Raw genomic sequence first — 22442 nt, forward strand, 5'->3', positions numbered from 1 at the left:
AAACCCCGAATGGAGTCACTTTTTTTAAAGTGTCTACCATTCGGGGTTCAGTTCAGTGTGCTGGCAGTGTCTTTTTATCTTACTCTAAATTATCTATTGCGTATTGAGCTTCTTCTTTAGTGAATTTCTCGCCGTATTCCGAAATTAATTGATCGTAAACAGCCGAATTAGACATGTTCATAGTTTCTGCATACGTTTTTGCTTTCTTTAATGCAGCTTCTTTCCAATCGAATTCAATGTTATCAATAGCATATTGAGCGGCTTCTGGAGGGAAATTCTCTCCATATTCTGAAGTCAATTGGTTGTAAATACCTGCCTTTGACATATTCATTGTTTCAGCATATATCACTGCTTTTTTTAATGCCGATTTATATTCCCTAGGGACACTGTCCTCTTTCACTACTTTTTCTACTTCGTTTTCTACTTTTTCTTCTACTTCTTTACCCTCTTTTTCTGTCGTTTCATTACCAGTGTCATCAGATTTGTCTTGAGTAGTATTGATATTATTAGTGTTATTGCTATTTGCGACCGGAGTAGTTTCCTCTTTGCTTCCGCTTGCGCTTATGGCACCAAATACAATAATTACAGCAATGACCCAGAACCAAACTCTTTTATAAATCGGTTTCTTCAAAATATATATCCCCCTAAAGATGCATATAATAAACAAATACAGTCTATCAGATGTAGGTAAATATCACTATACAATAAGTGGGAAATATTAATAAAGAACAAGAGTTCGGTTATTGTTTACAACAGTGGGAGGGGGAATTAGGTCTAAAGAAAGCAAAAATTCTTCTTGGATGTTTGTATTTATAGTTCGCAAAGATTATGTATTTCAACCCCAATCCGCCCCCAAAAAACACATTTTATATACATAACGAGCAAACAGAAAAAACCCTTGAAGCTAATCGCCTCAAGGGTTTTCAATGATGATCTGTAGTGGGCTCGAACCACTGACCCCTACCCTGTCAAGATAGTGCTCTCCCAGCTGAGCTAACAGATCAAGTTTGATTTAAAGAATAATTTTATATTATCAGGCTTGTTTTACAGTGTCAATCAGAAGTTTATATGTTTAAATTCTACTCCATTGACACATCCTAAAAGGAAGAATGATCATCTGGGGGATCGCCATCCTATGAAAAAATTACGTGACACGCTCATGGCAAGCTGCATAATTGCAATCTTGCTGCTAAACATATCAGGATGTACACTAGAGCCATCAGAAGAAACAATAATGCTGCAAGAGAGAATTAGTCCTGACTCGGAGCTGCCTATTATCGATGATGTGTACTCTCCTTCGATAAGGGATGATGTTTATTCTTCTACCGATGAGGAAATACTAATACCTTAAACGAAGCTTGCCGTCGCCTAAGATATAATAAGTCAGTCCGTTCCTTCGGGCTGGCTTATTTCTGCTGTATTGATGTATAATAGCGTGAGTTTTATGAGTTTAGAGCATCGAAGAGCTAAAGCAGAGGGGGATATTTAGTGCCAGCTGAAATTATTAATGTAACAACAAAGGAACAATTAGAGCAGGGCCTGCATATTCGTAAAGAGGTGTTTGTAAAGGAACAAAACGTTCCCTTAGAAGAAGAAATTGACCAATATGATGTCATTTCTCCCGATGCGCACCATATTCTTATTCAGGACGGACAGCAGATGGTAGCGACAGGCCGTCTCATTTATTATAAGAAGGATACAGCAAAACTTCAGCGTGTAGCCGTTCTAAAAGACTACCGTGTTCACGGTTACGGGCGTGTATTAATTATGGCTCTAGAAGAACGTGCAAGAGAGCTGGGCCTGGCGTACTCGATCCTTGATGCACAGTGCCAAGCGGAAGGATTCTACGCTAAACTTGGTTATGAAGTGATATCGGATGAACCGTTTTATGATGCGGGCATATTACATGTACGGATGCAAAAAGCATTGTAACCTTAGCCTATTTACATAGAGCATTCTTTTTTGGGACACACTATATTTACCGAGGCTCACAATACCTATTTTATTTCGTACTCGGTATAGGTAAATACACCAAATGTAGTGCAAAAAGGAGTGTTGTTCTAATGGAAAATAACACGCGCGAGCACTTTGTCGCTGTTCAGAAAAATGGAGATGGCGATTTAACCGCATTTAAAACTTCCGGAGGTCGTGTTCTGGACTATAACCAGGCATTAAACGAGGTTGAGACTGGAAAGATTGCAGGAGCCAACGTATTTAAGGCAAAAGGAGGATCCCTCCGGATTCGTGGAGATGCTGATGGAGATCCGAGCAATAACCTAGATCAATTGCCGATATTTGAGTAAAGTCTACAAGCATTAAAACCGGAGAATGGTCCGGTGATATATGAAAAGGGAGCCCTTGGAGGCTCCTTTTTTGCGTGTCATTTGGCATAGATTACAGTTGACTATAAAATTTGGGTTCCCATGCACCTTCTTGCGCCGACTCCCATACAATACATTACCTAGGCGAGAGTTCGGAGGCAGATAAAGACCTCTCGCCTGACAAGGGAAGCGGGGAATAGGGCCATGACAAAAGGCAAAGGAAAAAAAGTGGTGGCAAAAAAGGAGAAAGTTCGCGGGATGAGGGTGGTTACTTCCGAAGTCTGTGAGGTGTGTAAGACGCCATGCGACATAGGAATGGCCTATGCTGCACGTATGCGAGAGCCAGGCGCTGTAGGTAAAGGAGTACCTTGCATCTTAACGAAATCCAAAGGATAACCGAATGAGCCGCATTTTCTCATGAGATATGAGAAAATAATGCGGTTCTTATTTATTTAGAAAAAGAGAAAAAAACGACTTTTTTCCGCAACTTGTCTTGCTCGTTGAAGTATAAATAGATATAACTTTTTTTGAAGGAGGTAATATAGACCGATGAAATGGAAAAGAACACTTGCCTTGGTACTTGTCTTTTCTCTTGCAGGCAGTGGATCTATGTTATTTGCAGATTCAATCACAGAAAAAATTCGTGTCGTAGTCAATGGCAATGATGTCAGTGGTGGCGGTTATTATATTAATGGGACAACCTATGCCCCTGTGCGTGAACTTAGTGGTCTTGCATCCTGGGATGCAACTAGCAAGAAGGTAACAGTTACGAAGCCTAATGTACATATAACACTGTTTAAAGGTGATACGGTTTTTGGAAATGTAAACGTAGGAAAGCTGAAATTTCACGTACTCAGTCAAGTCGATAGTCTAGATGGGGACATTTTAGAAGTCAAAGTTGCTATCACAGATCCTTCCGGAAACACAAAAAATATTCAAACAGAGAAGATGGGAAGCGGTTCTAACGATAATTTCTGGTTCAAAACGAATGATTTCACTTATGATTTTAAGAAAAAAGGGAAGTATAAAGTAGGATTCTATATGAAACCTACGGGGGGAAATTCATTCTTTCTCGTATCCGAAAAAGTCATTACAGCATTAGATTCATGATACAAGCTCAATTGATTTTATGCTCTAATAGTGTTACGATAATTCGGTATGATAACTTTTATGAGTGTGAATACAATACAAGTATAAATGAAATGAGGTATAGATGAATGAGCGATCATAACCATGTACATGATGAGAACTGCAACCACGACCACGACCATGAACCTCAGGTGCTTATCTTTGAAGATGAGAACGGTAAAGAGATTGAAATGATTCTGGTTCAAACTTTTGATGTAGACAATAAGGAATATGCGGTATTTGTTGAGCGCAACAATCCGGAAGAAGACGGCCTCATTCTTCGCTTTGAAGAAGAGGGCGATGAAGTAAGTCTTTATCAAATCGAAGATGAAGATGAGTGGAATCGTGTAGAAGCTGCATTTAACAAAATGGTTGAAGAGCAGCAATAAGAGCGAATGAAGCAGGGAAGTCTCTGGATATCAGAGGCTTCTTTTTTTGTTGCAAATTTATAAAATGAATGCCTAAGAAACCTGAAAAAAAAGGACCCGTGCAGCTTGTCAGCTCAGCGGGTCCTTGCTGTATAAACGTGTATTAGTTCGTGTTAGAAAATCGGATCGGCTTCTACAATAACTTTTACATTCGTAATATAGCGGTCTTCCGGACCTTTTACCGGTAATCCAACCTCAACGTGTTCTGTAATGTAATTAATGTTTTCCTGAGAAATGACTTCTCCTGGAAGCAGGATCGGAATACCCGGGGGATAAACATAAATAAATTCCGCAATAATTCGTCCAGCGGATTCTTTAAAAGGAATGACTTCTGTATCTCCGTAAAATGCCTCGCGCGGTGTAAGCATGAGCTGAGGGATTTCTGGGATTTTGACAATTAAATCGTTAGCTGTGTTGACATTATAATAAGTTTTGGACAATTCACGAAGTGCATCAAGCAGCGTATTTACCGTTACATCATTGTCTCCTGGTGTAATGAGACAGAGGATGTTATACATATCGCTCATCTCGACTTCAATATTATAGTGTTCACGCAGCCAGTTCTCCGTATCGTATCCCGTTAAGCCAAGATGACGTACATGAACTGTCACTTTAGTTGGATCATAGCTATACGTTGCTTCTCCTCCAAGTATTTCCTCGCCAAAACAATACAAACCTTCAATATCGTTAATCGAACGTCTTGCATACTCTGCAAGATCAATTGCTTTTTGGGCCATGGAATGTCCATTCAGCGCAAGGTTGCGTCTAGATGTATCCAGTGAGGAAAGCAATATATAAGAAGTTGAAGTCGTCGTCAGCATACTGATTATCGTTTGAACTCGCTGTGGATTTACAAATCCATTTTTGGTGTTTAGGTTGAGTACTGAACTCTGTGTCATCGAACCGCCGAGCTTATGAACACTGGTTGCTGCCATATCGGCTCCTGCTTCCATAGCTGACATTGGAAGATCCTCGTGAAAATGAATTAGGACTCCGTGCGCTTCATCAACAAGTACAGGAACTTGGTAACTATGCGCAAGATCCACGATTTCTTTCAGATTTGCACATACACCAAAGTAGGTAGGGTTTATAACGAGCACGGCTTTGGCATCAGGATGACGTTCTAGGGCACGCCTTACCGAGCCGACGGTGATACCGTGATCAATACCTAAATTCTCATCACTCACGGGAGAGACAAAGACAGGCTTAGCTCCCGAGAAAATGATGGCAGACATAACCGATTTGTGAACGTTACGCGGTACGATGATCTTCTCACCAGGTCCGCATACAGACAGAATCATGGTCATAATGGCACTGCTTGTCCCTTGCACACTAAAGTACGTATAGTCCGCACCAAAAGCATCAGCTGCAAGCATTTGAGCTTCTTCAATGACACCCGTCGGTTGATGCAAATCATCAAGCGGCGCGATGTTAATTAAATCTATGGAAAGGGCGTTATCCCCTATAAATTCGCGGAATTCAGAGTCTGTTCCAAGTCCTTTTTTGTGACCAGGGATGTGAAACTGTACCGGATTGTTAGCCGCGTGTGTTGTAATTGCTGTAAAAAGCGGCGTACGACGGTGATCCATGGATTCTGTCACAACCTTTCTCTATTTAAAATAATAAAACTTAGATGAGTATAGCAAAATGGATAAAGATTGTAACGATTTTTTTGTGATAAATCTCACTTCATTAAAAAGCCATTTTATAAAGCGGCGCAAGCTGGGTAAATACTTCTTGAGCCTTTTTACCGAAGGATTCTCCATCTAGAAGGAGCGGATCATCCTGTTCAATACGCAGTCCGCATAAAATTTCTGATTTTTTCACGGTTTTTAATCGTTCGGTCATTTTCTTGAAATCTGTTTTCGAGATGTCTTTATGAAGGGTTCCTTCTGGATTCATATGATCTGTAGACCAGTAGAAGTGCCCTGGAATATGTTCCATAACATCATCAATCTGTCTTTCTAATGCTTCAGCAAAGATTTCCTTATTATTGCTTTCGTAAATAACGGCAAAAATAACAAATACATGAGTACCAAACATTCCTACTTGAAAATGAGGATATGCCTTGTAACCACGTTTGTTATTAGCGATCGCTACCCAAGTATCATGCGGCGGATTCACGGTACGTCTGGCATGCTTAGCCACATGAACAAACATTTCCTCACCCACTAAATCGCTCAGAAACGGGGCAGTTGCTGCACCAATCTCATTCAGTTTTGGACGAATTCTTTCAATTAATAATTCCATTCGGGGTTCGAGCCCAGGTACATCAAAGACATCAAAATCTTTGGATGTAAATGAAGGGTATTTTAGTGTAGTCATCGGGTTAATTTCCTCCTTATGTGTAAATGGACAAGTTTTATTTATATAAGCATGAACCTTATCACTTGCCAATATAATAGGATACAAAACAATATGGGACTCATTATAACACAGGTACCTCCATACGCCCTTCCTTAAAGCCTGTCCCTTATCTGTATCGTCAATGAAGATTTCCAGTTTTAAAAAAATGGACTTATAACTACGTACCCTTATCTTACGTGTCGTATAAAATAGGGTAAGCCGACTTATGGTGAAGCGTAGATCATAGGGGCCATGGCGGAAAGACACATAATAAGACTCCGGATCAATATCCGGCATGGAGGAGGAAGTGCCGTGAACAAGAGCTATGAAGTGGAATACTGCAATCTAGAGCTCCGGTTTAACCGTCGGCATATCCAACAGCTCATCAAAGACTTAATTCAGGAAGGATATTCGCTGTATTGGAGTGAAGATGAAAGCTTGTTCATTCTTTCCGTGAGAACGGGTCGTAAACTGGTTAAACTGAAATTTCAACTCATGCGTACGGGCGATTACAAGTTGATTGGCGATTATATTATTAAGGATGCGAAACTTGCCGAGTTCATAGAGAAACTCATTGGAGACACTCGAGGCCATGCGGTTGTCCGCAGGTTTAAAGATCACATCATCGTTATAGAGAATATATTGTTCGGCGAGGTTATACGCCTAGTGGAAGTGTCGGGTTTTAAACAAAGAGTAATCTATCAGAAAGGACCGACTCCTACGATGGAAGAGATGGAGGAAATGTTCTCATCGCAAGAAGGGGAAATGAGATTGCTCTTGTTAAGAATGGAAGTGGATGATGAACTCGAACGGCTTCATGCCGCCATCCTTAATGGAGACGAGGCTAAGGCGGAGTCATGCCGTAACTATCTAAAGCAAATGCAGAATCGAATGTTCATGCTTGAATGGTAAAATGCCGTATGAACCATACTATAATTTATATGAGTATTTGATGAACACCTCATGAAAAGAGGTGTTTTATCCTTGTTTACACTTTAGCGGGGGGTTCACTTCCTTTTGCAAAAGCGTTAGAATAGGATTATTGTTAGGGCGTCCTTCTTTTGCTTACATAATTTCTAAGGAATCATCATTGTCTGCTTATGGACAAGTTCCTTACCCGGACAGCTCTAGTAACATAAGATACATCAAAATAACGTGGCAAAGGATGGAGAATATATTGACTAAACAACAAATTGGCGTTATCGGTCTAGCCGTAATGGGCAAGAATTTAGCCCTGAATATTGAAAGCAAGGGGTTTACGGTATCTGTATTTAACCGTTCTCCGGAAAAAACACATGACCTGCTGAAAGAAGCAGAAGGCAAAAATTTGGAAGGCTTCTTCTCTATTGAAGAATTCGTACAATCTCTTGAATCTCCACGTAAGATTCTTATTATGGTTCAAGCAGGACCAGCGACAGATGCAACGATTCAACAGCTCATTCCTCATCTAGATCAAGGCGACATCATTATAGATGGCGGTAATGCTTACTTCCCTGATACGGTTCGCCGCAGCAAAGAACTGGAAGAGCAAGGATTCCGCTTCATTGGTGCAGGTGTATCCGGTGGTGAAGAAGGCGCACTGAAAGGCCCGGCAATTATGCCTGGAGGTCAGGAAAGTGCTTATGAGCTTGTAAAACCAATCTTAACTTCGATCGCGGCTCAAGTAGATGGAGAGCCTTGCACAACATATATCGGTCCTGATGGTGCTGGACATTATGTAAAAATGGTACACAACGGTATTGAGTACGGTGATATGCAGCTGATCGGCGAAGCATATCATTTGATGAAAGACGTACTTGGTCTTAGTGCAGAAGAATTCCACGAACTCTTCTCCGAATGGAACAAGGGCGAGCTTGACAGCTACCTGATCGAAATTACAGCTGACATCTTCTCTAAATATGATGAAGAAACAGGCAAACCAATGGTAGATGTGATTCTTGATGCTGCTGGACAAAAAGGTACAGGAAAATGGACAAGCCAAAGTGCGCTGGATCTCGGCGTTCCATTGTCTATGATTACGGAATCCGTATTCTCCCGTTTCTTATCTGCAATGAAAGATGAGCGTGTTGCAGCTAGTAAAGTACTCAGCGGTCCAAAAACAGAGCCATTCTCTGGTGATAAACAAGAATTCATCGAGAACGTTCGTAAAGCATTGTTCGCAAGTAAAATCGTATCTTATGCACAAGGTTTTGCTCAAATGCGTGCTGCTTCCGACGAATATGGCTGGAATTTGAAATACGGAAACATTGCAATGATCTTCCGCGGAGGTTGTATCATTCGTTCCCAATTCTTGCAAAACATCAAAGAAGCTTACGATAAAGATGCAGAACTGAAAAACCTGCTCCTAGATCCATACTTCAAAAATGTTGTGGAATCTTACCAAGATGCATGGCGTAAAGTAATTTCGGTTGCTGTAGAAAAAGGAGTTCCGGTACCTGGATTCTCCAGTGCTCTTTCTTACTATGACAGCTATCGTACAGAACGTCTTCCAGCGAATCTGCTTCAAGCACAGCGCGACTACTTTGGTGCACATACGTTCAAACGTGTAGACAAAGAAGGAACATTCCACCACAACTGGATGGGAAAATAAGTGCGAATTTAAGATACACTGTAATTCATGCTGCTTTGCTGCATTTCTCCCCGAAGACCATAGAGTACCTCGTGCAGACAGGTTCTAAGTCTTTCTTGTGTTGAATAGGAAGAGGTATGCTCTCCCAACAGCAGCATTGCAGCTTCACTAAAATATTGAAAATTAGTAATAAGACGTGGTTTTGGTAGATCCATGAGCAGCGGGTCTTCCAAAGCCACTTTTTGTTGTACATAATGCAGCACGAGCAGTACGTCATCTCTGCATATCACATAACCTGGTTCAAAGATACGTGTAATTCTGCTAGGAAGCACAGGTAGTTTCAGTACGGGCAGATAAGCTAAATCATCCATCATGTTCACACTCCTTACAGGTATCTATCCTTTTCTTCTCTATCATCCATACGTAAAAGGATGTCCTGATATGCTTCTTGGCGGATCTTTTTTTCTGTGTTATGTTTAGTAGAATAAAAAAAGAGGGAACTAACTGGGTTATATAATAAAGGGGTGGCAAGGCAGTGAGCAGCAAAGCTGATAATATTATTCTTATAGGAATGATGGGCACAGGCAAGACAACGGTATCCAGCATACTGGCACAAGAACTTGAATACACGCTCATAGATATTGATAAGGAAATAGAGGCACAAGAAGGCTGTCCAATCCCCATCTTATTTCAAGAAAAGGGAGAAAGTTATTTTCGCCAAGTGGAAAGCGATACCCTATGTAGAGTACTCAAAGGAACTTCTCAAGTCGTTTCTACGGGAGGCGGATCTGTACTTCAAGCGAAGAACCGGAAACTAATGAAGGAAGCGGGTTGGGTTATCGCTTTGACAGCGAGTGCAGAATCCATTATTTCACGTGTGTCGTCAAATGGCGATAGACCGCTGCTTGCAGGTAATATAGAGGAACGGGTAAAGAATATAATGGAAGAACGTAAAGATGCATATTCTTTTGCCGATGTTACGATTGATACTTCGGAGTTAAGCCCGGAAGAAGTTGTTCGTCATGTTTTAACGCTTTACCGCGTCTAAGCTGTTGTGCTTTTTAGGTGCATTGTAGTATGATCATTAAAAAGAAAAAGGGCAGGCGCTGCCTGCCCATTCTGTCTATTCTTTATTTTAAGTCCAGGCAAGCATGCCGCCAACAAGGTTTACACAGCTTGGATATCCCATCTCTGTTAGATATTCACAAGCTCTTTCACTCCGATAACCACTGCGGCAGATCAAAATGGTTTCCTGCGTTTTCTCAATCTCGTCAAGACGATCAGGAATTTGTCCAAGTGGAATATGTTTTGCTCCTGGAATCATTCCAGCAGCCACTTCCTCATCTTCACGAACATCAATCATTTGAACAGCTTCTCCTGACTCTAAGCGAGCTTTAAGTTCAGCAGGGGTAATCTCGAGTATTTGATTCATGAGTTTTCCTCTTTTCTATGGTTACTATATATTGGTGTAATCCGGATGGACAAGTTCTTATGGATAACTATACCATGATACCGAAGGGAAGAGGAGACTGTCAATTTCAATAGATTTCATTACGAACGTTGTTCCCAATTAATAAATCGCAGCTGATCATATATAAAAAAGGAGTTATAACTATGGACGTTATCGTAAATAACACCCCTTCCTTAACAGGAACGATTGATGCTTTATCTTCTAAAAACTATACAACGCGTTATTTGCTTGTTGCTGCATTAGCAGAAGGAACGAGTACCATCTATTATCCTGCTCACAGTGAGGACAGCGATGCGATGCGCCGCTGCATTCAGGATTTAGGTGCTGTTCTTGTAGAAGACGATGAGAAAATTACCATTACTGGGTTTGGTTCTACTCCTCGTCCCACAGGTGAACTGAATGTAGGGAATGCAGGAGCGGTTCTCCGTTTTCTAATGGGGATTGCCGCCCTTGGTGAGGAGATTACATTTGTTAATACCTACCCAGAATCTCTTGGTAAAAGACCGCATCAAGATTTAATTGATGCACTTGAGCAGCTGGGCGCCGAAGTAGATCATCAGGAGGGAAGACTGCCAATCACCATTCGTGGCGGTAAGCCGCAAGGCGGAGTTATTCGAGTATCGGGTTCTGTAAGTTCTCAGTATCTGAGTGCGCTGCTCTTCTTGACGCCGCTTCTTCCGCAGGATAGTACGATTGAAGTCCTTCATGATCTGAAATCGAAAGTCGTTATCGGACAAACACTCGAAGTGTTAGAACAAGCCGGTATCGTTATTCATGCAAGTGATGACTATATGTCTTTTAAGGTTCCTGGTTCACAAAAATATCAACCGGCGAATTATACAGTTCAAGGAGATTATCCCGGATCAGCAGCGATTTTAGCAGCAGCTGCGGTGACAGATTCAGATGTAACCGTTACGCGGTTAATGGAGAAAAGTAAACAAGGGGAGCGTGCCATTATCGATGTGCTGAAAATGATGAACGTTCCGCTCACCCATGAAAATAATGTTGTCCATGTTCAAGGAACTGGGAAACTTACAGCAGTTGAATTTGATGGAGATGCAGCGACGGATGCGGTGCTTGCTATGGTTGCAGCAGCTGTGTTTGCGGAAGGTACTTCGCGCTTTTATAATGTAGAAAACTTAAGGTATAAAGAATGTGATCGAATCACCGATTATTTACATGAACTCAGTAAAGCGGGCGCAAGAGTTGAAGAAAGACAAGCGGAGATTATTGTCCACGGACGACCTGAAGGGGTAGAAGGCGGCGTTGAGATTAACGCTCATTATGATCATCGTGTCATTATGGCACTCACGGTGGTGGGCCTTCGTGCCAAAGAGCCGCTGCGTATTAAAGATGCTCATCATGTTGCAAAATCCTATCCTGGATATTTTGATCATTTACAGGCGCTTGGCGCCAACGTAGAATGGGTATAGTAATGTTAGAAAGGTGCTGATCATTATGGCATTTGAAAACCCATCACGAGATGAGATTAAGGAACTTCTTCGTTCTGCTGGAAATATTGCTGTTGTCGGTTTATCAGATAAACCGGACCGAACTTCTTACATGGTCTCTGAAGCTATGCAAAGCAGGGGATATCGCATTATTCCAGTGAACCCTAGAGCAGATGAAATTCTAGGAGAGAAATGTTATGCAAAACTTGCGGACATTCCTGAGCCTGTTGATATCGTAAATGTATTCCGCCGTAGTGAATACTGCGGTGAAGTGGCAAAAGAGGCAGCTGAGATCAAAGCGAATGTACTATGGTTACAGCTTGGTGTTGTCAGTGAAGAAGCCGCTCAGATTGGTGAAGAGCATGGTATGACGGTCATCATGGATCGATGCATTAAAGTGGAAGATTCCATTTTACTTGGCAAAGAGCAAAGGTAAATGATGAAAGAAAGGTCCCTTATGAGGGGCCTTTTTACTTTTGAAAAAGAGGTACAGGATTCATTTTGACAAAAAGACATGGAACGCTTACCATCTAGATTAGAAAGGAGAGGGTGCCATGAATTGGCTCGGTTCCTTACAGCAGCTCGGCAGAGCTGTAATGCTCCCGACGATGGTCTTACCTGCAGCAGCCATATTGCTTAGTGTAGGCAGTTTGCCATGGGATTCTTGGGGATTTGAAAGTGTAAGCGGAATCGCTACAATAGCAGGTCAAAGCCTGTTTTATTTTTTGCCGTATTTATTTGCGGTGGGTGTGGCGCTTGGTTTATCGAATCAGGCGGGTCAAGCCGGACTTGCTGCCCTGTCGGGGATGATTATCTACGATCAGGTATTAAGCCATTATGGAGATGGAAGTGTACAGCCTGCTTCACTCATCGGTATTATTCTTGGCGCCATCGCGGGGATTACTCATAATCGATTTAAAAGTATACGTCTTCCTGAGATCTTGCAATTCTTTGGAGGATCTCGTTTTGTTTTACTGATTGTTGGGCTGATTGCAGCACTATTCTCCTGCGTCATGCTGGGTATTGCCCCCATCATCCAATCTTTACTCGATATGATTGCTTCTATGGAATATCAACTGGGAGGATTCGGACTCTTTTTATATGGGATTTTATACCGAGTGCTGGTCGCTTTCGGACTTCATCATTTGCTAAATAATGTGTTCTGGTTTCAGCTTGGTTCCTATGAAACGGCAGGCGGTCAGGTAGTAACGGGAGACTTGCCACGCTTTTTTGCAGGAGACCCAACCGCAGGATATTTTATGTCAGGCCTGTTTCCTATTATGATGTTCGCCATTCCAGCGATTGCGCTTGCGATTATCCAGGAAGCTAGAGAAGATTTGAAACCGAAAGTCTACAAGACGTTCATTACGTCAGCTCTTGTTTGCTTTTTGACAGGAGTCTCAGAACAGATTGAATTTGCTTTTTTGTTTGCAGCGCCTTATCTGTTCATCGTTCATGCGGTTATGTCAGGACTTGCCCTATGGATCAGCTACTTACTTGAAATACGCCATGGTTTCTCTTATTCGGCGGGCGCCATTGATTACATACTGAATTTCCATTTGTCCGAGAATGGACTACTTCTTATCCCAATTGGGATTGTATACGGCCTCATCTATTATTACTTATTTCGATGGGCGATTCGTACGTTCCGTATTCCTACACCAGGGCGTGAAGAAGGTTCAGTCCTCGAAGATTGGGTGGGCAGTATCCCATATCAAGCCCCGCTTATACTTGAGGCAATGGGGGGGAAACGTAATATCGTTCAGGTCGAAGCGTGTATTACGAGACTCAGAATTACCGTTCATAATGATCGTCTAATTGATGTGAGTGCGATGAAAGCACTTGGTTCTGCGGGTCTCATCAAGCTTGGAGGAGGTAATGTACAGGTTGTATTCGGTACTTATTCTGAGCTTATCCGTGAAGAGATTGCCAAACTGCTTGAACGTGATTTACCGCAGGTACTATTTAGCGCGCCAGTTCAGGGGAAAATGTTGCCAATTGAGGATGTACCGGATAAAATATTTGCCGGTAAGCTTGTAGGTGACGGGGTGGCATTTGTACCGGAGAATGGAGAACTTTTATCCCCCGTATACGGTACCATTATGCATCTATATCCAACGATGCACGCTATTGGAATTCAAACACCGGAGGGATTAGAAGTCTTGCTTCATATTGGAATTGACACGTCTCAACTCAAAGGCTGTTTTGAAGCCGCAGTAAAAGAAGGGGATGTCGTGGAAGCCGGTCAATTATTGATCAAATTTGATCTGGATAGACTAAGGAAGGAAGCACCTTCTTTAGTTACACCGATGGTGATTACTAATCCCGACCGAGTGAAATCATGGAGCTATGCTCCATTTAAACAGGTTAGAAAAGGCCAGGCATCGGTAATGTCTGTTGTACTACATGAAGATAGGAATGTTGGAGGGGTAGAAGCATGATACAAGGCATCTCAGGAGCGGCAGGCGTCGCTATAGGCAAGGCATTTGTCCTTCCCAGCTGGGAATGGGATTTACCAGACCAAAAAATGGACGTCGTTGACCTGGCCAAAGAATTTGAGCGGCTGTATGAAGGCATAAGAACATCTCGTAATGAGATTGAGACAATAAAACAAGAGTTTAATGAAGTGGTGGGTCCGGAGGAATCAAGTATCTTCGATGCCCATTTGGCTATACTGGAAGACCCTGTATTTATGAGTGAAATCCAAGGGATTATTGAACGCCAGTATAAGGCAGCAGAAGTTGCGGTAAAAGAAGCAATCGATCATTTTGTAACGATGTTTGATTTGCTTGATGACGAGTATATGAAAGAACGTGCTTTGGATATAAAAGATGTAGGGAATCGGTTGTTAAAACATCTGCTGGGGGCTCCCGAAATTACGCTCCCTTCAGATACACAGCCTTATATCCTAGTTGCCAAAGAACTATCACCTTCGCAGCTTGCCCATCTAAATCCGAACTATGTACTTGGGATCGTGACTTTGATCGGGGGCAAGACGTCTCATTCTGCCATTATGGCAAGAGCACTTGGTATCCCTATGGTATCAGGACTTGAGAATAGCGTGAACCTCCCTGTGCAAACGGGAGATACGCTCATCATTAATGGAGATGAAGGTACTGTTTATGTGAATCCGAGCGAGAAGATGATGGAGAAATACAAACGTATTCGTAATCAGCAGCAACGTAAAAAGGAACAACTCCAAGTGCTTGCTAAAGTTGATGCGGTGACGAAAGACGGCATTATTATGAATCTTGCTGCTAATATCAGTTCAACAAAAGAGCTGGAAATGGCTCTTCGCCACGGGGCAAAAGGGGTTGGACTGTTCCGCACCGAGTTTCTATACATGGATCGGCCAACGTTTCCTTCCATTGAAGAACAATATGAGGTATATCGTCATGTTGTCGAGAGAGCAGGAGGTTATTCGGTTGTCATTCGGACACTTGATATCGGCGGAGATAAACAGCTCGACTATTTGCCGCTGGCAGAGGAAGAAAATCCTTTCCTTGGATATCGTGCGATTCGGATTAGTTTAGATTTGAAAGATTTATTCAAAGCTCAGTTGACGGCTATTCTAAGAGCTAGTGTTCATGGGAAAGTGAAAATTATGTATCCCATGATTTCTTCCATCGATGAAATTCGGGAAGCAAATCAGGTACTGCGTGAAGCAATGAAGGACCTTGACCAGCAGGGAATTGCTTATGATAAGGATATTCAGATTGGTATTATGATTGAAGTGCCTGCAGCCGTTGTTATAGCGGATCTTCTAGCAGCGGAAGTGGACTTCTTTAGTATCGGTACGAACGATCTTGTGCAATATGTACTTGCTGTTGACCGGATGAATGAGCAGATCGCTCATCTTTATCATCCATTCCATCCATCCATCTTGCGCATGCTGAAGATGACCGCTGATGCTGCTCATACGGCTGGAATTGATATCAGTGTGTGCGGGGAACTGGCTGGGGATGAGAGAGCAGTACCGATCTGGTTAGAGCTTGGAATTCATAATCTTAGTATGTCTCCGCAATCATTACTCCGAGTGAAGCATAGACTGCTGAATACGTGTGCTGAGGACGCGAAGGCAGTGGCTAAATCTTGTATTGCGATGTCAAAAAGTCATGACATTGAAGCGAAGTTAGAAGAGTTTATTGAAGAAAATGCAGAGAGATTAAACTGATCTTTAAGTTTATATATAAAAAGGATGGATATCGCCGTAAGCAGATTACGGCGGAATCCGTCCTTTTTATTTTTATAATGAAAAAGAAGAAGCGAGTAGAAATCTACTCACTCGTTCTTAGAAAAAATCTTATGATCTTTCTGCAAGAAGATCACAGAAAGCTTTTCCGTAAGGGGGAAGATCGGGAGGACGGCGTGCAGATACAATATGTCCGTCGATAACAACCGCTTCATCTTTCCAAATCGCACCCGCATTTTCCATGTCATCGCGAATACCTGGTGTCGAAGTAACCGTAACTCCTTGCAGAATTTTGGCGGATATGAGTACCCATCCTGCATGACATATTTGTCCGATCACTTTCTTTTCTGCATTCATTTCTTGAATCAGTGAGATCACTTTGGGATATCTGCGCAGCTTGTCCGGCGCCCAGCCTCCAGGAACGAGAATACCGTCATAGTCTGCACTGTTTAATTCCTCAAAGCTGTATTCCGCTGTAGCAGGAACCCCGTATTTACCTACGTACACCTTATCCTTAACTTCACCGGCAAGATGAACCTCAGCTCCTTCTTCACGTACCCGATGTACAGGATACCATAGCTCCAAATCTTCAAACTCTTCATCTACGAGCGCAATCACTTTTTTTTCAGTCAATCTCATGACATTCATTCACTCCTTCTATATTTCTTACTTCTAGTGTAACGGAGAGTACCTCAGATTACCAAATGTGCTGACTTCTGAATAGGTTTATAACTTTATTGTGTCTACCAGCATAGACATATGAGATGGAATTAGCAAATCGTTCTGGTGCCTGTAACAGCAGGATTTAGGATAAAGGAGTCGAAGATTTATTGTAGAAGAAACACGAAACTTGCATGTAAACAATGTTACAGGCGGTGAACTTATGCCCAGATGGTGCGATTGCAAACAACCGATGAGTCTTGAACTGCATTCCGTAATTTTTGCTAAAAAGATAGAAGTGAAAAATGTGCCTATTTTTTCGTGTATGTCTTGTTCCACTTATGAAGTACTTGAACCCGTAAAAACTCATTTAACTGAATATCTTAAAACGATAGAGCTATCCATAAAAGATCCATATCAAGTTGTAATGTTTTCGGATATTAATGAAGTAGCTGGTTTATTTTATGACCTATACAAGAGTAATGTGGAGATGGACTTAGAAAAGTTTGGGAGTGCTATTGAAGCTTACAAAGAGGAGCGTATTAATTTACTTCTTGATGTGTATCAGTGTGCAATTCAGATGAACGATGAAGGTTGGATGAGTGATACACAGCGGAGACTTGAGCAGTTGTCAAAGTTCCACTTTGAAGGACATCCTTCACAAGCAGGATAAAAAAAATACACCTAGGAACGAATTGAAAATTAGCATTTCTCGTTATTTTTTGTTACTATATTATTAGTGTAAGATTTTCTGAAAAGAATGAAAACAAGACACGAAGCGATTTTTCATGTATTCGCATGGAATCCCTTATCATTCTCATATTCATCATTTTCTTTGTACGACCCACTCGTTGTTGAACTTATGAAAGGGGATGTATATGTTATGAAAACGTTGACAAGAATAAATACTATAGAGCAATTAAATGACGGTATCACATTATCTTTGGAAGCACCGCTTCTATTATTCAAACATAGCACCCGCTGTCCTATTAGCGCGCATGCGTATCAAGAAGTATTAGCATATTTGCAAGATAATCCCGCAGATGAAGTAAACTATAGTATCATTTATGTCGTTGAAGATCGCAGTGTTTCACTAGAAGCTGCAGATCGTTTGGGTGTGAGGCATGAGTCTCCACAGGTTATCCTTGTGAAAAACGGCACACCCGTGTGGCATACTTCCCATTCCCAAATCACATCAAGTGGCTTAAGTTCGGTTTTAAGCGAGTCTTAAAGCCCTCATTGTATGATGAATCTTATGTCGTATCATAGTTTAATTGAAAGTGAACTGAAAATTTATTGCAAATGGAGAGAAGGAATGTGACGGTAACGATCTATGACGTAGCGCGTGAAGCCGGTGTCTCAATGGCAACGGTTTCTCGGGTAGTCAACAACAATCCAAACGTTAAACCTCAAACACGAAAAAAGGTATATGAAGCAATTGAGCAACTCGGCTATCGTCCGAACGCAGTAGCAAGAGGGCTTGCTAGTAAAAAAACAACGACAGTTGGAGTCGTCATTCCAGATATTTCGAACTCAATTTTTGCCGAGATTGCTCGGGGAATTGAAGATATCGCGAATATGTATCATTACAACATTATTTTGTGTAATGCCGATAAGAAAAAGGAAAAAGAAATTCGTGTTATTAACACACTGCTTGAAAAACAAGTAGACGGGCTTCTTTTCATGGGCGGAACGGTTACGGATGAACATATTCAGGCCTTCCAAACTTCTGCGGTTCCGATTGTTCTTTGCGCAACAAGTGATGAGAGAGGAACTTATCCTTCGGTTGATATTGATCATGAAGCTGCAGCTTTTGATGCAGTAAGCACACTCATTCGTCATGGGCACCGTGAGATTGCCATGATTAGTGGAACGCTTCAAGATCCTGCGAATGGGTATGCAAGATTCCAAGGGTACAAGCGTGCGCTGGAAACTGCCGGTATCGAATATCAGGAAGATTTAGTACGCATCGGGAACTATCGTTATGAATCTGGTGTCGAAGCTATGAAATATTTCTTAGGTCTTAAGAAAAAACCAACGGCTATTTTCTGTGCAACGGATGAAATGGCAATCGGTGCTATTCATAGTATTCAAGACGAAGGACTTAAAGTTCCAGATGATTTCTCTATTATTAGTGTAGATAATATTCGTATGGCGTCTATGGTTCGTCCGCAGCTCACTACGGTAGCGCAGCCAATGTACGATCTAGGTGCTGTAGCTATGCGACTGCTTACGAAACTGATGAAAAAAGAAAACGTAGAAAATCCACGTGTTATTTTGCCGCATGAAACGATCTTGCGTTTGTCTGTTAGTCACGTGTAATATATGGAATAGGAAAAGCTCCGGTCAACGGGGCTTTTTTGCCGATTAATCAAGTAAAGGGGATTACATCGATGACAGCTACCATAGGGCTCATAGGAGCTATGAAAGAAGAGATCGAACTTCTTCTTGCAGGCATGAAGAATGTAAAGCAGCATACCTATGCAGGTATTCATTATGCTGAAGGAGATATTTATGGACAACATGTTGTGGTTTGTAAGTCTGGAGTAGGCAAAGTAAATGCAGCAATCACCACGCAAATGCTGATTGAGAAGTTTAACATCTCGAAGGTGATTTTTACTGGAGTGGCTGGGGCGGTTCACCCTGAACTTGAGATCGGTGACATCGTCGTATCTACAACATGCATTCAGCATGATATGGATGTAACTCCACTTGGATTTAAACGCGGGGAGATTCCTTATCAGGAAGTATCTGCGTTTCCGGCGGATTCTGAACTGATTCGTCTGGCAGAAAAAGCATGTGAACAGCTCTCCGTCCCATTTCGTAAAGGAATTGTACTTTCTGGCGACCAGTTTATCGCTAGCAAAGAAACCGTAAGAGGACTCTATGAACATTTTGACGGTGCTTGTGTTGAGATGGAAGGTGCAGCCGTGGCACAAGTATGTTACATGAATGATGTACCTTTTGTTATTCTGCGTGGTATGTCTGATAAAGCAGACGGGTCAGCACATGTCAATTTCGCTGAGTTTACAGTGAAGGCCTCCCATAAGTCTCATAAAATTGTGGAATCGATGTTGCTTGGGCTTGGTTAAGCAGTATTTTCTGTACATCTATAATAAACAAAGGACAGGAACATCCCGAGTGAACTTCGGGGTTCCTGTCTTTTTCTTAAAACTAATACATATAACGATGCCTGAATCGCACTTTATCGAATTGCTCTTTTGAAGAGAGAGGCACATTTCTGCCGATGCGAACCATAAGACAGTTAGCAGGGTGTGCACAAATTTCGGGATCATCTGTCGCATACCATTCCATATCAACGGTTTTCATCAGTTTCTCCATCATTTTTCGGTAATCCCAAACGGAGAGTCCGCTTCCTTTCAGATCCCAATGCCAATAATATTCTGTAGTGAATACAATATATTTCTCCATCTGTTCATGCTCAAATGCAGTACTAATTAACATTTTTCCAATACCGTAAGAACGAAATTCGTCTGCAACTTCAATGGCACCAAGTTCAATCAAATCTTTCATATTTCCTTCCGACCAGCGCTCCATTTCATCGGGATAATGAAAAGTTACATACCCAATGATCGTTTGGCCTTCACGGGCAAGAATAATTCTCCCTTCAGCTAGCGCTGAAATTTCAACCAGGGCTTCATGCTGTTCATTCGGTCTTCGAAAAGCGTCAAGATCCGGGTGCATATGATAACTCTGTAAAAGGGAAGAAGGGACTGGGCCTTCAACAACAATCTCCCTACCGTTCCTTTGAAAGGAGTGGACATTGTGCTGTTTGATATGTTCCATCAGTTTTTCGTGCTCCTTTGACTTGTCATACCCTACTTATAGCAAATATACAAAAAAATGAAAAGGAATAGTGTCAAAAATGGAATTTATGCTATAATAATCCAGACATAATTTATTCACAATTGAGTAACTATTCCCACGTTATAAAAGTAGATGGTAATGAATTTGATTTTTTGTAAGCGCTAACGAACTTGTACATTGTGAAGATGTAGCTTAGGGGAGGCCGAGTAGACAATGAGTCAAATACAGAATGAAGTCATCGCGACTGTCGCAGAGCGAAGTAATCTCGGAGATTATGATCAGGCTTGCGCCCAGTTTAGTTGGGAAGAGGTAAAAAAGCATTTTACATGGAATGAGACAGGCAAGGTCAATATGGCCTATGAAGCAATTGATCGTCACGTCGAAGAAGGACGAGGTGCGAAAACCGCACTATTGTACAGTGATGCTCATCGAGATGAGGAGTATAGCTTTTTAGACTTAAGCGAAGGATCGAATCGGTTTGGGAACGTGCTGCGTAAATACGGCATCTCTAAAGGCGATCGTGTTTTTATTTTTATGCCGAGAAGTCCAGAACTCTACCTTAGCCTACTCGGTATACTCAAGGTGGGAGGGATTGCAGGCCCGCTTTTTGAAGCATTTATGGAAACAGCGGTAAAAGACCGTTTGGAAGATAGCGGAGCGGTTGCGTTAGTCACAACCCCAGAACTGCTGCCGCGAATCAAGCGAGATGAATTGCCGCTTTTAAAACATATCTTCGTTGTAGGTGGAGGCGCGCAGCAAGAAGAAGGACTCGTTGACTATGATGCAGAGTTAGCTGCAGCTTCAGATTCACTTGAACCTGAATGGCTGACGCCGGAAGATGGAATGCTCATTCATTACACCTCTGGTTCTACGGGCAGACCTAAAGGGGTATATCATGTACACAACGCCATGCTTCAGCATTATTATACAGGTAAGGTCGTTCTTGATTTAAGAGAAGATGATGTTTATTGGTGTACAGCGGATCCAGGCTGGGTAACAGGAACGTCATATGGGATTTTTGCTCCTTGGTTAAATGGAGTTACAAATGTGATTCGCGGGGGACGGTTCAGCCCACAAGACTGGTATCAAACGATTATAAAGAATAAAGTAACCGTGTGGTATAGTGCGCCTACTGCTTTCCGGATGCTCATGGGAGCAGGCGAGGATGTCATTGAACAATATGACCTATCGACACTGCGTCATGTCTTATCCGTAGGGGAACCTCTTAATCCTGAAGTGGTCCGCTGGGGAACCAAAGCTTATAAGCAGCGGATTCATGATACATGGTGGATGACCGAAACAGGCGGGCAACTGATCTGCAATTATCCGGGAATGAACATCAAACCAGGTTCAATGGGCAAGCCCGTACCGGGAATCGAAGCTGCTATTATTAATGACCAAGGCGATGTACTGCCGCCATACTCAATGGGCAATCTAGCCATTAAAACACCTTGGCCATCCATGATGAGAAAGATTTGGAATAATGATGCCAAGTATGAGGAGTATTTCAGAATACCTGGCTGGTATATCTCAGGGGATTCTGCCTATATGGATGAGGAAGGTTACTTCTGGTTCCAAGGAAGAATAGATGATGTAATTAACTCTTCTGGCGAACGGATCGGCCCCTTTGAAGTAGAAAGTAAGCTGCTTGAGCATGAGGCGGTCGCGGAAGCGGGTGTAATCGGTAAACCGGATCTGGTGAGAGGGGAAATCATTAAAGCGTTTGTAGCACTGCGAGAAGGATATGAACCTTCCCAAGAGCTGAAAGATGACATCTACCGATTTGTAAAAGAGGGCTTATCTGCACATGCTGCGCCTCGTGAGATTGAATTTAAAGAAAAATTACCGAAGACAAGATCCGGTAAAATCATGCGCAGGGTACTGAAAGCATGGGAACTGGATTTGCCGACAGGGGATCTTTCCACGATAGAAGATTAACGAATAGTCATTAACATGATAAAAGAGCCTTCTGCCTTATGGCAGAGGGCTCTTATCATGTGCGCCCGGCATGGGCGATAACTCGGCGGTGAAAGTCCGCTACAGGCTTG

General features: G+C 42.1%; 25 protein-coding genes and 1 tRNA gene. 18 read left to right on the top strand and 8 right to left on the bottom strand.

Annotation, left to right across the window (positions count from 1 at the left end):
* Positions 1–79 precede the first annotated feature (79 nt).
* Complete coding sequence (locus GQY27_RS19835; protein WP_236570673.1) at positions 80–631, bottom strand: Ltp family lipoprotein; 552 nt, start codon at positions 629–631, stop codon at positions 80–82.
* A gap of 299 nt (positions 632–930) precedes the next feature.
* Positions 931–1003, bottom strand: a tRNA-Val gene (locus GQY27_RS19840).
* A gap of 132 nt (positions 1004–1135) precedes the next feature.
* On the opposite strand from GQY27_RS19840, the gene GQY27_RS19845 reads away from it, so the two are divergent.
* The 6 genes from GQY27_RS19845 (at position 1136) to GQY27_RS19870 (ending at position 3838) form a co-directional block, all read left to right on the top strand.
* Entirely contained in the window at positions 1136–1351 is a 216-nt protein-coding gene (locus tag GQY27_RS19845; RefSeq protein ID WP_160036994.1) for a hypothetical protein, read from the top strand.
* A gap of 137 nt (positions 1352–1488) precedes the next feature.
* Positions 1489–1932 (top strand): GNAT family N-acetyltransferase, encoded by a 444-nt coding sequence (locus tag GQY27_RS19850; protein ID WP_160036995.1) that lies wholly within the window; start codon positions 1489–1491, stop codon positions 1930–1932.
* Between the two features lie 131 nt (positions 1933–2063).
* Positions 2064–2303, top strand: a complete 240-nt coding sequence (locus GQY27_RS19855) for a DUF3892 domain-containing protein (RefSeq protein WP_160036996.1) — start codon at positions 2064–2066, stop codon at positions 2301–2303.
* A 222-nt stretch (positions 2304–2525) separates the two neighbouring features.
* Positions 2526–2717, top strand: coding sequence for a hypothetical protein (locus tag GQY27_RS19860; RefSeq protein ID WP_160036997.1), 192 nt, complete (start codon positions 2526–2528; stop codon positions 2715–2717).
* Positions 2718–2870: 153 nt separating this feature from the next.
* Positions 2871–3431, top strand: a complete 561-nt coding sequence (locus GQY27_RS19865; protein ID WP_160036998.1) for a stalk domain-containing protein — start codon at positions 2871–2873, stop codon at positions 3429–3431.
* 107 nt (positions 3432–3538) lie between these two features.
* Entirely contained in the window at positions 3539–3838 is a 300-nt protein-coding gene (locus tag GQY27_RS19870) for a DUF1292 domain-containing protein (protein ID WP_160036999.1), read from the top strand.
* A gap of 152 nt (positions 3839–3990) precedes the next feature.
* Here GQY27_RS19870 and GQY27_RS19875 read toward each other — a convergent pair whose 3' ends face one another.
* Both GQY27_RS19875 and GQY27_RS19880 read right to left on the bottom strand, forming a co-directional pair.
* On the bottom strand, positions 3991–5466 hold the full coding sequence (locus GQY27_RS19875) for an aminotransferase class I/II-fold pyridoxal phosphate-dependent enzyme (RefSeq protein WP_160037000.1): 1476 nt from the start codon (positions 5464–5466) through the stop codon (positions 3991–3993).
* A gap of 103 nt (positions 5467–5569) precedes the next feature.
* The gene (locus GQY27_RS19880; protein WP_160037001.1) at positions 5570–6202 is read right to left on the bottom strand and encodes a YktB family protein; all 633 of its coding nucleotides are present in this window, start codon (positions 6200–6202) and stop codon (positions 5570–5572) included.
* Between the two features lie 333 nt (positions 6203–6535).
* Between GQY27_RS19880 and GQY27_RS19885 the strand changes: the two genes are divergently transcribed.
* Positions 6536–7135 carry a YkzI domain-containing protein gene (locus tag GQY27_RS19885; RefSeq protein ID WP_160037002.1) on the top strand — a complete coding sequence of 200 codons (600 nt, stop codon included), beginning with the start codon at positions 6536–6538 and terminating at the stop codon, positions 7133–7135.
* Positions 7136–7400: 265 nt separating this feature from the next.
* Complete coding sequence (gene gnd / locus GQY27_RS19890) at positions 7401–8813, top strand: NADP-dependent phosphogluconate dehydrogenase (RefSeq protein ID WP_201450764.1); 1413 nt, start codon at positions 7401–7403, stop codon at positions 8811–8813.
* A gap of 8 nt (positions 8814–8821) precedes the next feature.
* Here the strand turns inward: gnd and GQY27_RS19895 are convergent, their stop codons facing one another.
* Positions 8822–9166, bottom strand: coding sequence for a hypothetical protein (locus GQY27_RS19895; protein WP_236570674.1), 345 nt, complete (start codon positions 9164–9166; stop codon positions 8822–8824).
* 161 nt (positions 9167–9327) lie between these two features.
* Between GQY27_RS19895 and GQY27_RS19900 the strand changes: the two genes are divergently transcribed.
* Positions 9328–9840: a shikimate kinase gene (locus tag GQY27_RS19900; RefSeq protein WP_236570675.1), complete on the top strand. Its 513-nt coding sequence runs from the start codon at positions 9328–9330 to the stop codon at positions 9838–9840.
* Between the two features lie 87 nt (positions 9841–9927).
* Here GQY27_RS19900 and GQY27_RS19905 read toward each other — a convergent pair whose 3' ends face one another.
* The gene (locus tag GQY27_RS19905) at positions 9928–10224 is read right to left on the bottom strand and encodes a rhodanese-like domain-containing protein (RefSeq protein ID WP_160037004.1); all 297 of its coding nucleotides are present in this window, start codon (positions 10222–10224) and stop codon (positions 9928–9930) included.
* 182 nt (positions 10225–10406) lie between these two features.
* On the opposite strand from GQY27_RS19905, the gene aroA reads away from it, so the two are divergent.
* From aroA to ptsP, 4 genes are all read left to right on the top strand, one after another.
* On the top strand, positions 10407–11696 hold the full coding sequence (gene aroA / locus GQY27_RS19910) for a 3-phosphoshikimate 1-carboxyvinyltransferase (protein ID WP_160037005.1): 1290 nt from the start codon (positions 10407–10409) through the stop codon (positions 11694–11696).
* A gap of 25 nt (positions 11697–11721) precedes the next feature.
* Entirely contained in the window at positions 11722–12150 is a 429-nt protein-coding gene (locus GQY27_RS19915) for a CoA-binding protein (protein ID WP_160037006.1), read from the top strand.
* Positions 12151–12268: 118 nt separating this feature from the next.
* Positions 12269–14155, top strand: coding sequence for a glucose PTS transporter subunit IIA (locus GQY27_RS19920; protein ID WP_160037007.1), 1887 nt, complete (start codon positions 12269–12271; stop codon positions 14153–14155).
* Entirely contained in the window at positions 14152–15888 is a 1737-nt protein-coding gene (gene ptsP / locus GQY27_RS19925; protein WP_160037008.1) for a phosphoenolpyruvate--protein phosphotransferase, read from the top strand. Before GQY27_RS19920 ends, ptsP begins: the two co-directional genes overlap by 4 nt.
* Before the next feature lie 129 nt (positions 15889–16017).
* Here the strand turns inward: ptsP and GQY27_RS19930 are convergent, their stop codons facing one another.
* The gene (locus GQY27_RS19930; RefSeq protein ID WP_160037009.1) at positions 16018–16545 is read right to left on the bottom strand and encodes a type 1 glutamine amidotransferase domain-containing protein; all 528 of its coding nucleotides are present in this window, start codon (positions 16543–16545) and stop codon (positions 16018–16020) included.
* A 211-nt stretch (positions 16546–16756) separates the two neighbouring features.
* Here GQY27_RS19930 and GQY27_RS19935 point away from each other — a divergent pair, with 211 nt between their 5' ends.
* The 4 genes from GQY27_RS19935 to GQY27_RS19950 all read left to right on the top strand — a co-directional run bounded on the left by GQY27_RS19935 (position 16757) and on the right by GQY27_RS19950 (position 19658).
* Positions 16757–17239: a hypothetical protein gene (locus GQY27_RS19935; protein ID WP_160037010.1), complete on the top strand. Its 483-nt coding sequence runs from the start codon at positions 16757–16759 to the stop codon at positions 17237–17239.
* Positions 17240–17449: 210 nt separating this feature from the next.
* Positions 17450–17797, top strand: a complete 348-nt coding sequence (gene ytxJ / locus GQY27_RS19940; protein ID WP_160037011.1) for a bacillithiol system redox-active protein YtxJ — start codon at positions 17450–17452, stop codon at positions 17795–17797.
* Positions 17798–17883: 86 nt separating this feature from the next.
* The gene (gene ccpA / locus GQY27_RS19945; RefSeq protein ID WP_160037012.1) at positions 17884–18888 is read left to right on the top strand and encodes a catabolite control protein A; all 1005 of its coding nucleotides are present in this window, start codon (positions 17884–17886) and stop codon (positions 18886–18888) included.
* Positions 18889–18959: 71 nt separating this feature from the next.
* Complete coding sequence (locus GQY27_RS19950; RefSeq protein ID WP_160037013.1) at positions 18960–19658, top strand: 5'-methylthioadenosine/adenosylhomocysteine nucleosidase; 699 nt, start codon at positions 18960–18962, stop codon at positions 19656–19658.
* An 82-nt stretch (positions 19659–19740) separates the two neighbouring features.
* Here GQY27_RS19950 and GQY27_RS19955 read toward each other — a convergent pair whose 3' ends face one another.
* Positions 19741–20373, bottom strand: a complete 633-nt coding sequence (locus tag GQY27_RS19955; RefSeq protein ID WP_160037014.1) for a GNAT family N-acetyltransferase — start codon at positions 20371–20373, stop codon at positions 19741–19743.
* A 234-nt stretch (positions 20374–20607) separates the two neighbouring features.
* On the opposite strand from GQY27_RS19955, the gene acsA reads away from it, so the two are divergent.
* Positions 20608–22332, top strand: a complete 1725-nt coding sequence (acsA, locus tag GQY27_RS19960; RefSeq protein WP_160037015.1) for an acetate--CoA ligase — start codon at positions 20608–20610, stop codon at positions 22330–22332.
* Positions 22333–22442 lie beyond the last annotated feature (110 nt).

Source organism: Paenibacillus sp. An7 (assembly GCF_009870785.1).
Taxonomy (GTDB): Bacteria; Bacillota; Bacilli; order Paenibacillales; family Paenibacillaceae; genus Paenibacillus.

Bases quoted from the DNA above. Each gene is read 5' to 3' on its own strand.
- GQY27_RS19875 (WP_160037000.1), bottom strand. From the start codon at position 5,466: ATGGATCACCGTCGTACGCCGCTTTTTACAGCAATTACAACACACGCG.
- ptsP (WP_160037008.1), top strand. From the start codon at position 14,152: ATGATACAAGGCATCTCAGGAGCGGCAGGCGTCGCTATAGGCAAGGCA.
- ytxJ (WP_160037011.1), top strand. From the start codon at position 17,450: ATGAAAACGTTGACAAGAATAAATACTATAGAGCAATTAAATGACGGT.
- GQY27_RS19915 (WP_160037006.1), top strand. From the start codon at position 11,722: ATGGCATTTGAAAACCCATCACGAGATGAGATTAAGGAACTTCTTCGT.
- GQY27_RS19930 (WP_160037009.1), bottom strand. From the start codon at position 16,545: ATGAGATTGACTGAAAAAAAAGTGATTGCGCTCGTAGATGAAGAGTTT.
- GQY27_RS19865 (WP_160036998.1), top strand. From the start codon at position 2,871: ATGAAATGGAAAAGAACACTTGCCTTGGTACTTGTCTTTTCTCTTGCA.
- GQY27_RS19860 (WP_160036997.1), top strand. From the start codon at position 2,526: ATGACAAAAGGCAAAGGAAAAAAAGTGGTGGCAAAAAAGGAGAAAGTT.
- GQY27_RS19895 (WP_236570674.1), bottom strand. From the start codon at position 9,166: ATGATGGATGATTTAGCTTATCTGCCCGTACTGAAACTACCTGTGCTT.
- GQY27_RS19920 (WP_160037007.1), top strand. From the start codon at position 12,269: ATGAATTGGCTCGGTTCCTTACAGCAGCTCGGCAGAGCTGTAATGCTC.
- GQY27_RS19950 (WP_160037013.1), top strand. From the start codon at position 18,960: ATGACAGCTACCATAGGGCTCATAGGAGCTATGAAAGAAGAGATCGAA.
- GQY27_RS19870 (WP_160036999.1), top strand. From the start codon at position 3,539: ATGAGCGATCATAACCATGTACATGATGAGAACTGCAACCACGACCAC.
- GQY27_RS19880 (WP_160037001.1), bottom strand. From the start codon at position 6,202: ATGACTACACTAAAATACCCTTCATTTACATCCAAAGATTTTGATGTC.
- aroA (WP_160037005.1), top strand. From the start codon at position 10,407: ATGGACGTTATCGTAAATAACACCCCTTCCTTAACAGGAACGATTGAT.
- GQY27_RS19845 (WP_160036994.1), top strand. From the start codon at position 1,136: ATGAAAAAATTACGTGACACGCTCATGGCAAGCTGCATAATTGCAATC.
- GQY27_RS19955 (WP_160037014.1), bottom strand. From the start codon at position 20,373: ATGGAACATATCAAACAGCACAATGTCCACTCCTTTCAAAGGAACGGT.
- acsA (WP_160037015.1), top strand. From the start codon at position 20,608: ATGAGTCAAATACAGAATGAAGTCATCGCGACTGTCGCAGAGCGAAGT.
- GQY27_RS19855 (WP_160036996.1), top strand. From the start codon at position 2,064: ATGGAAAATAACACGCGCGAGCACTTTGTCGCTGTTCAGAAAAATGGA.
- GQY27_RS19905 (WP_160037004.1), bottom strand. From the start codon at position 10,224: ATGAATCAAATACTCGAGATTACCCCTGCTGAACTTAAAGCTCGCTTA.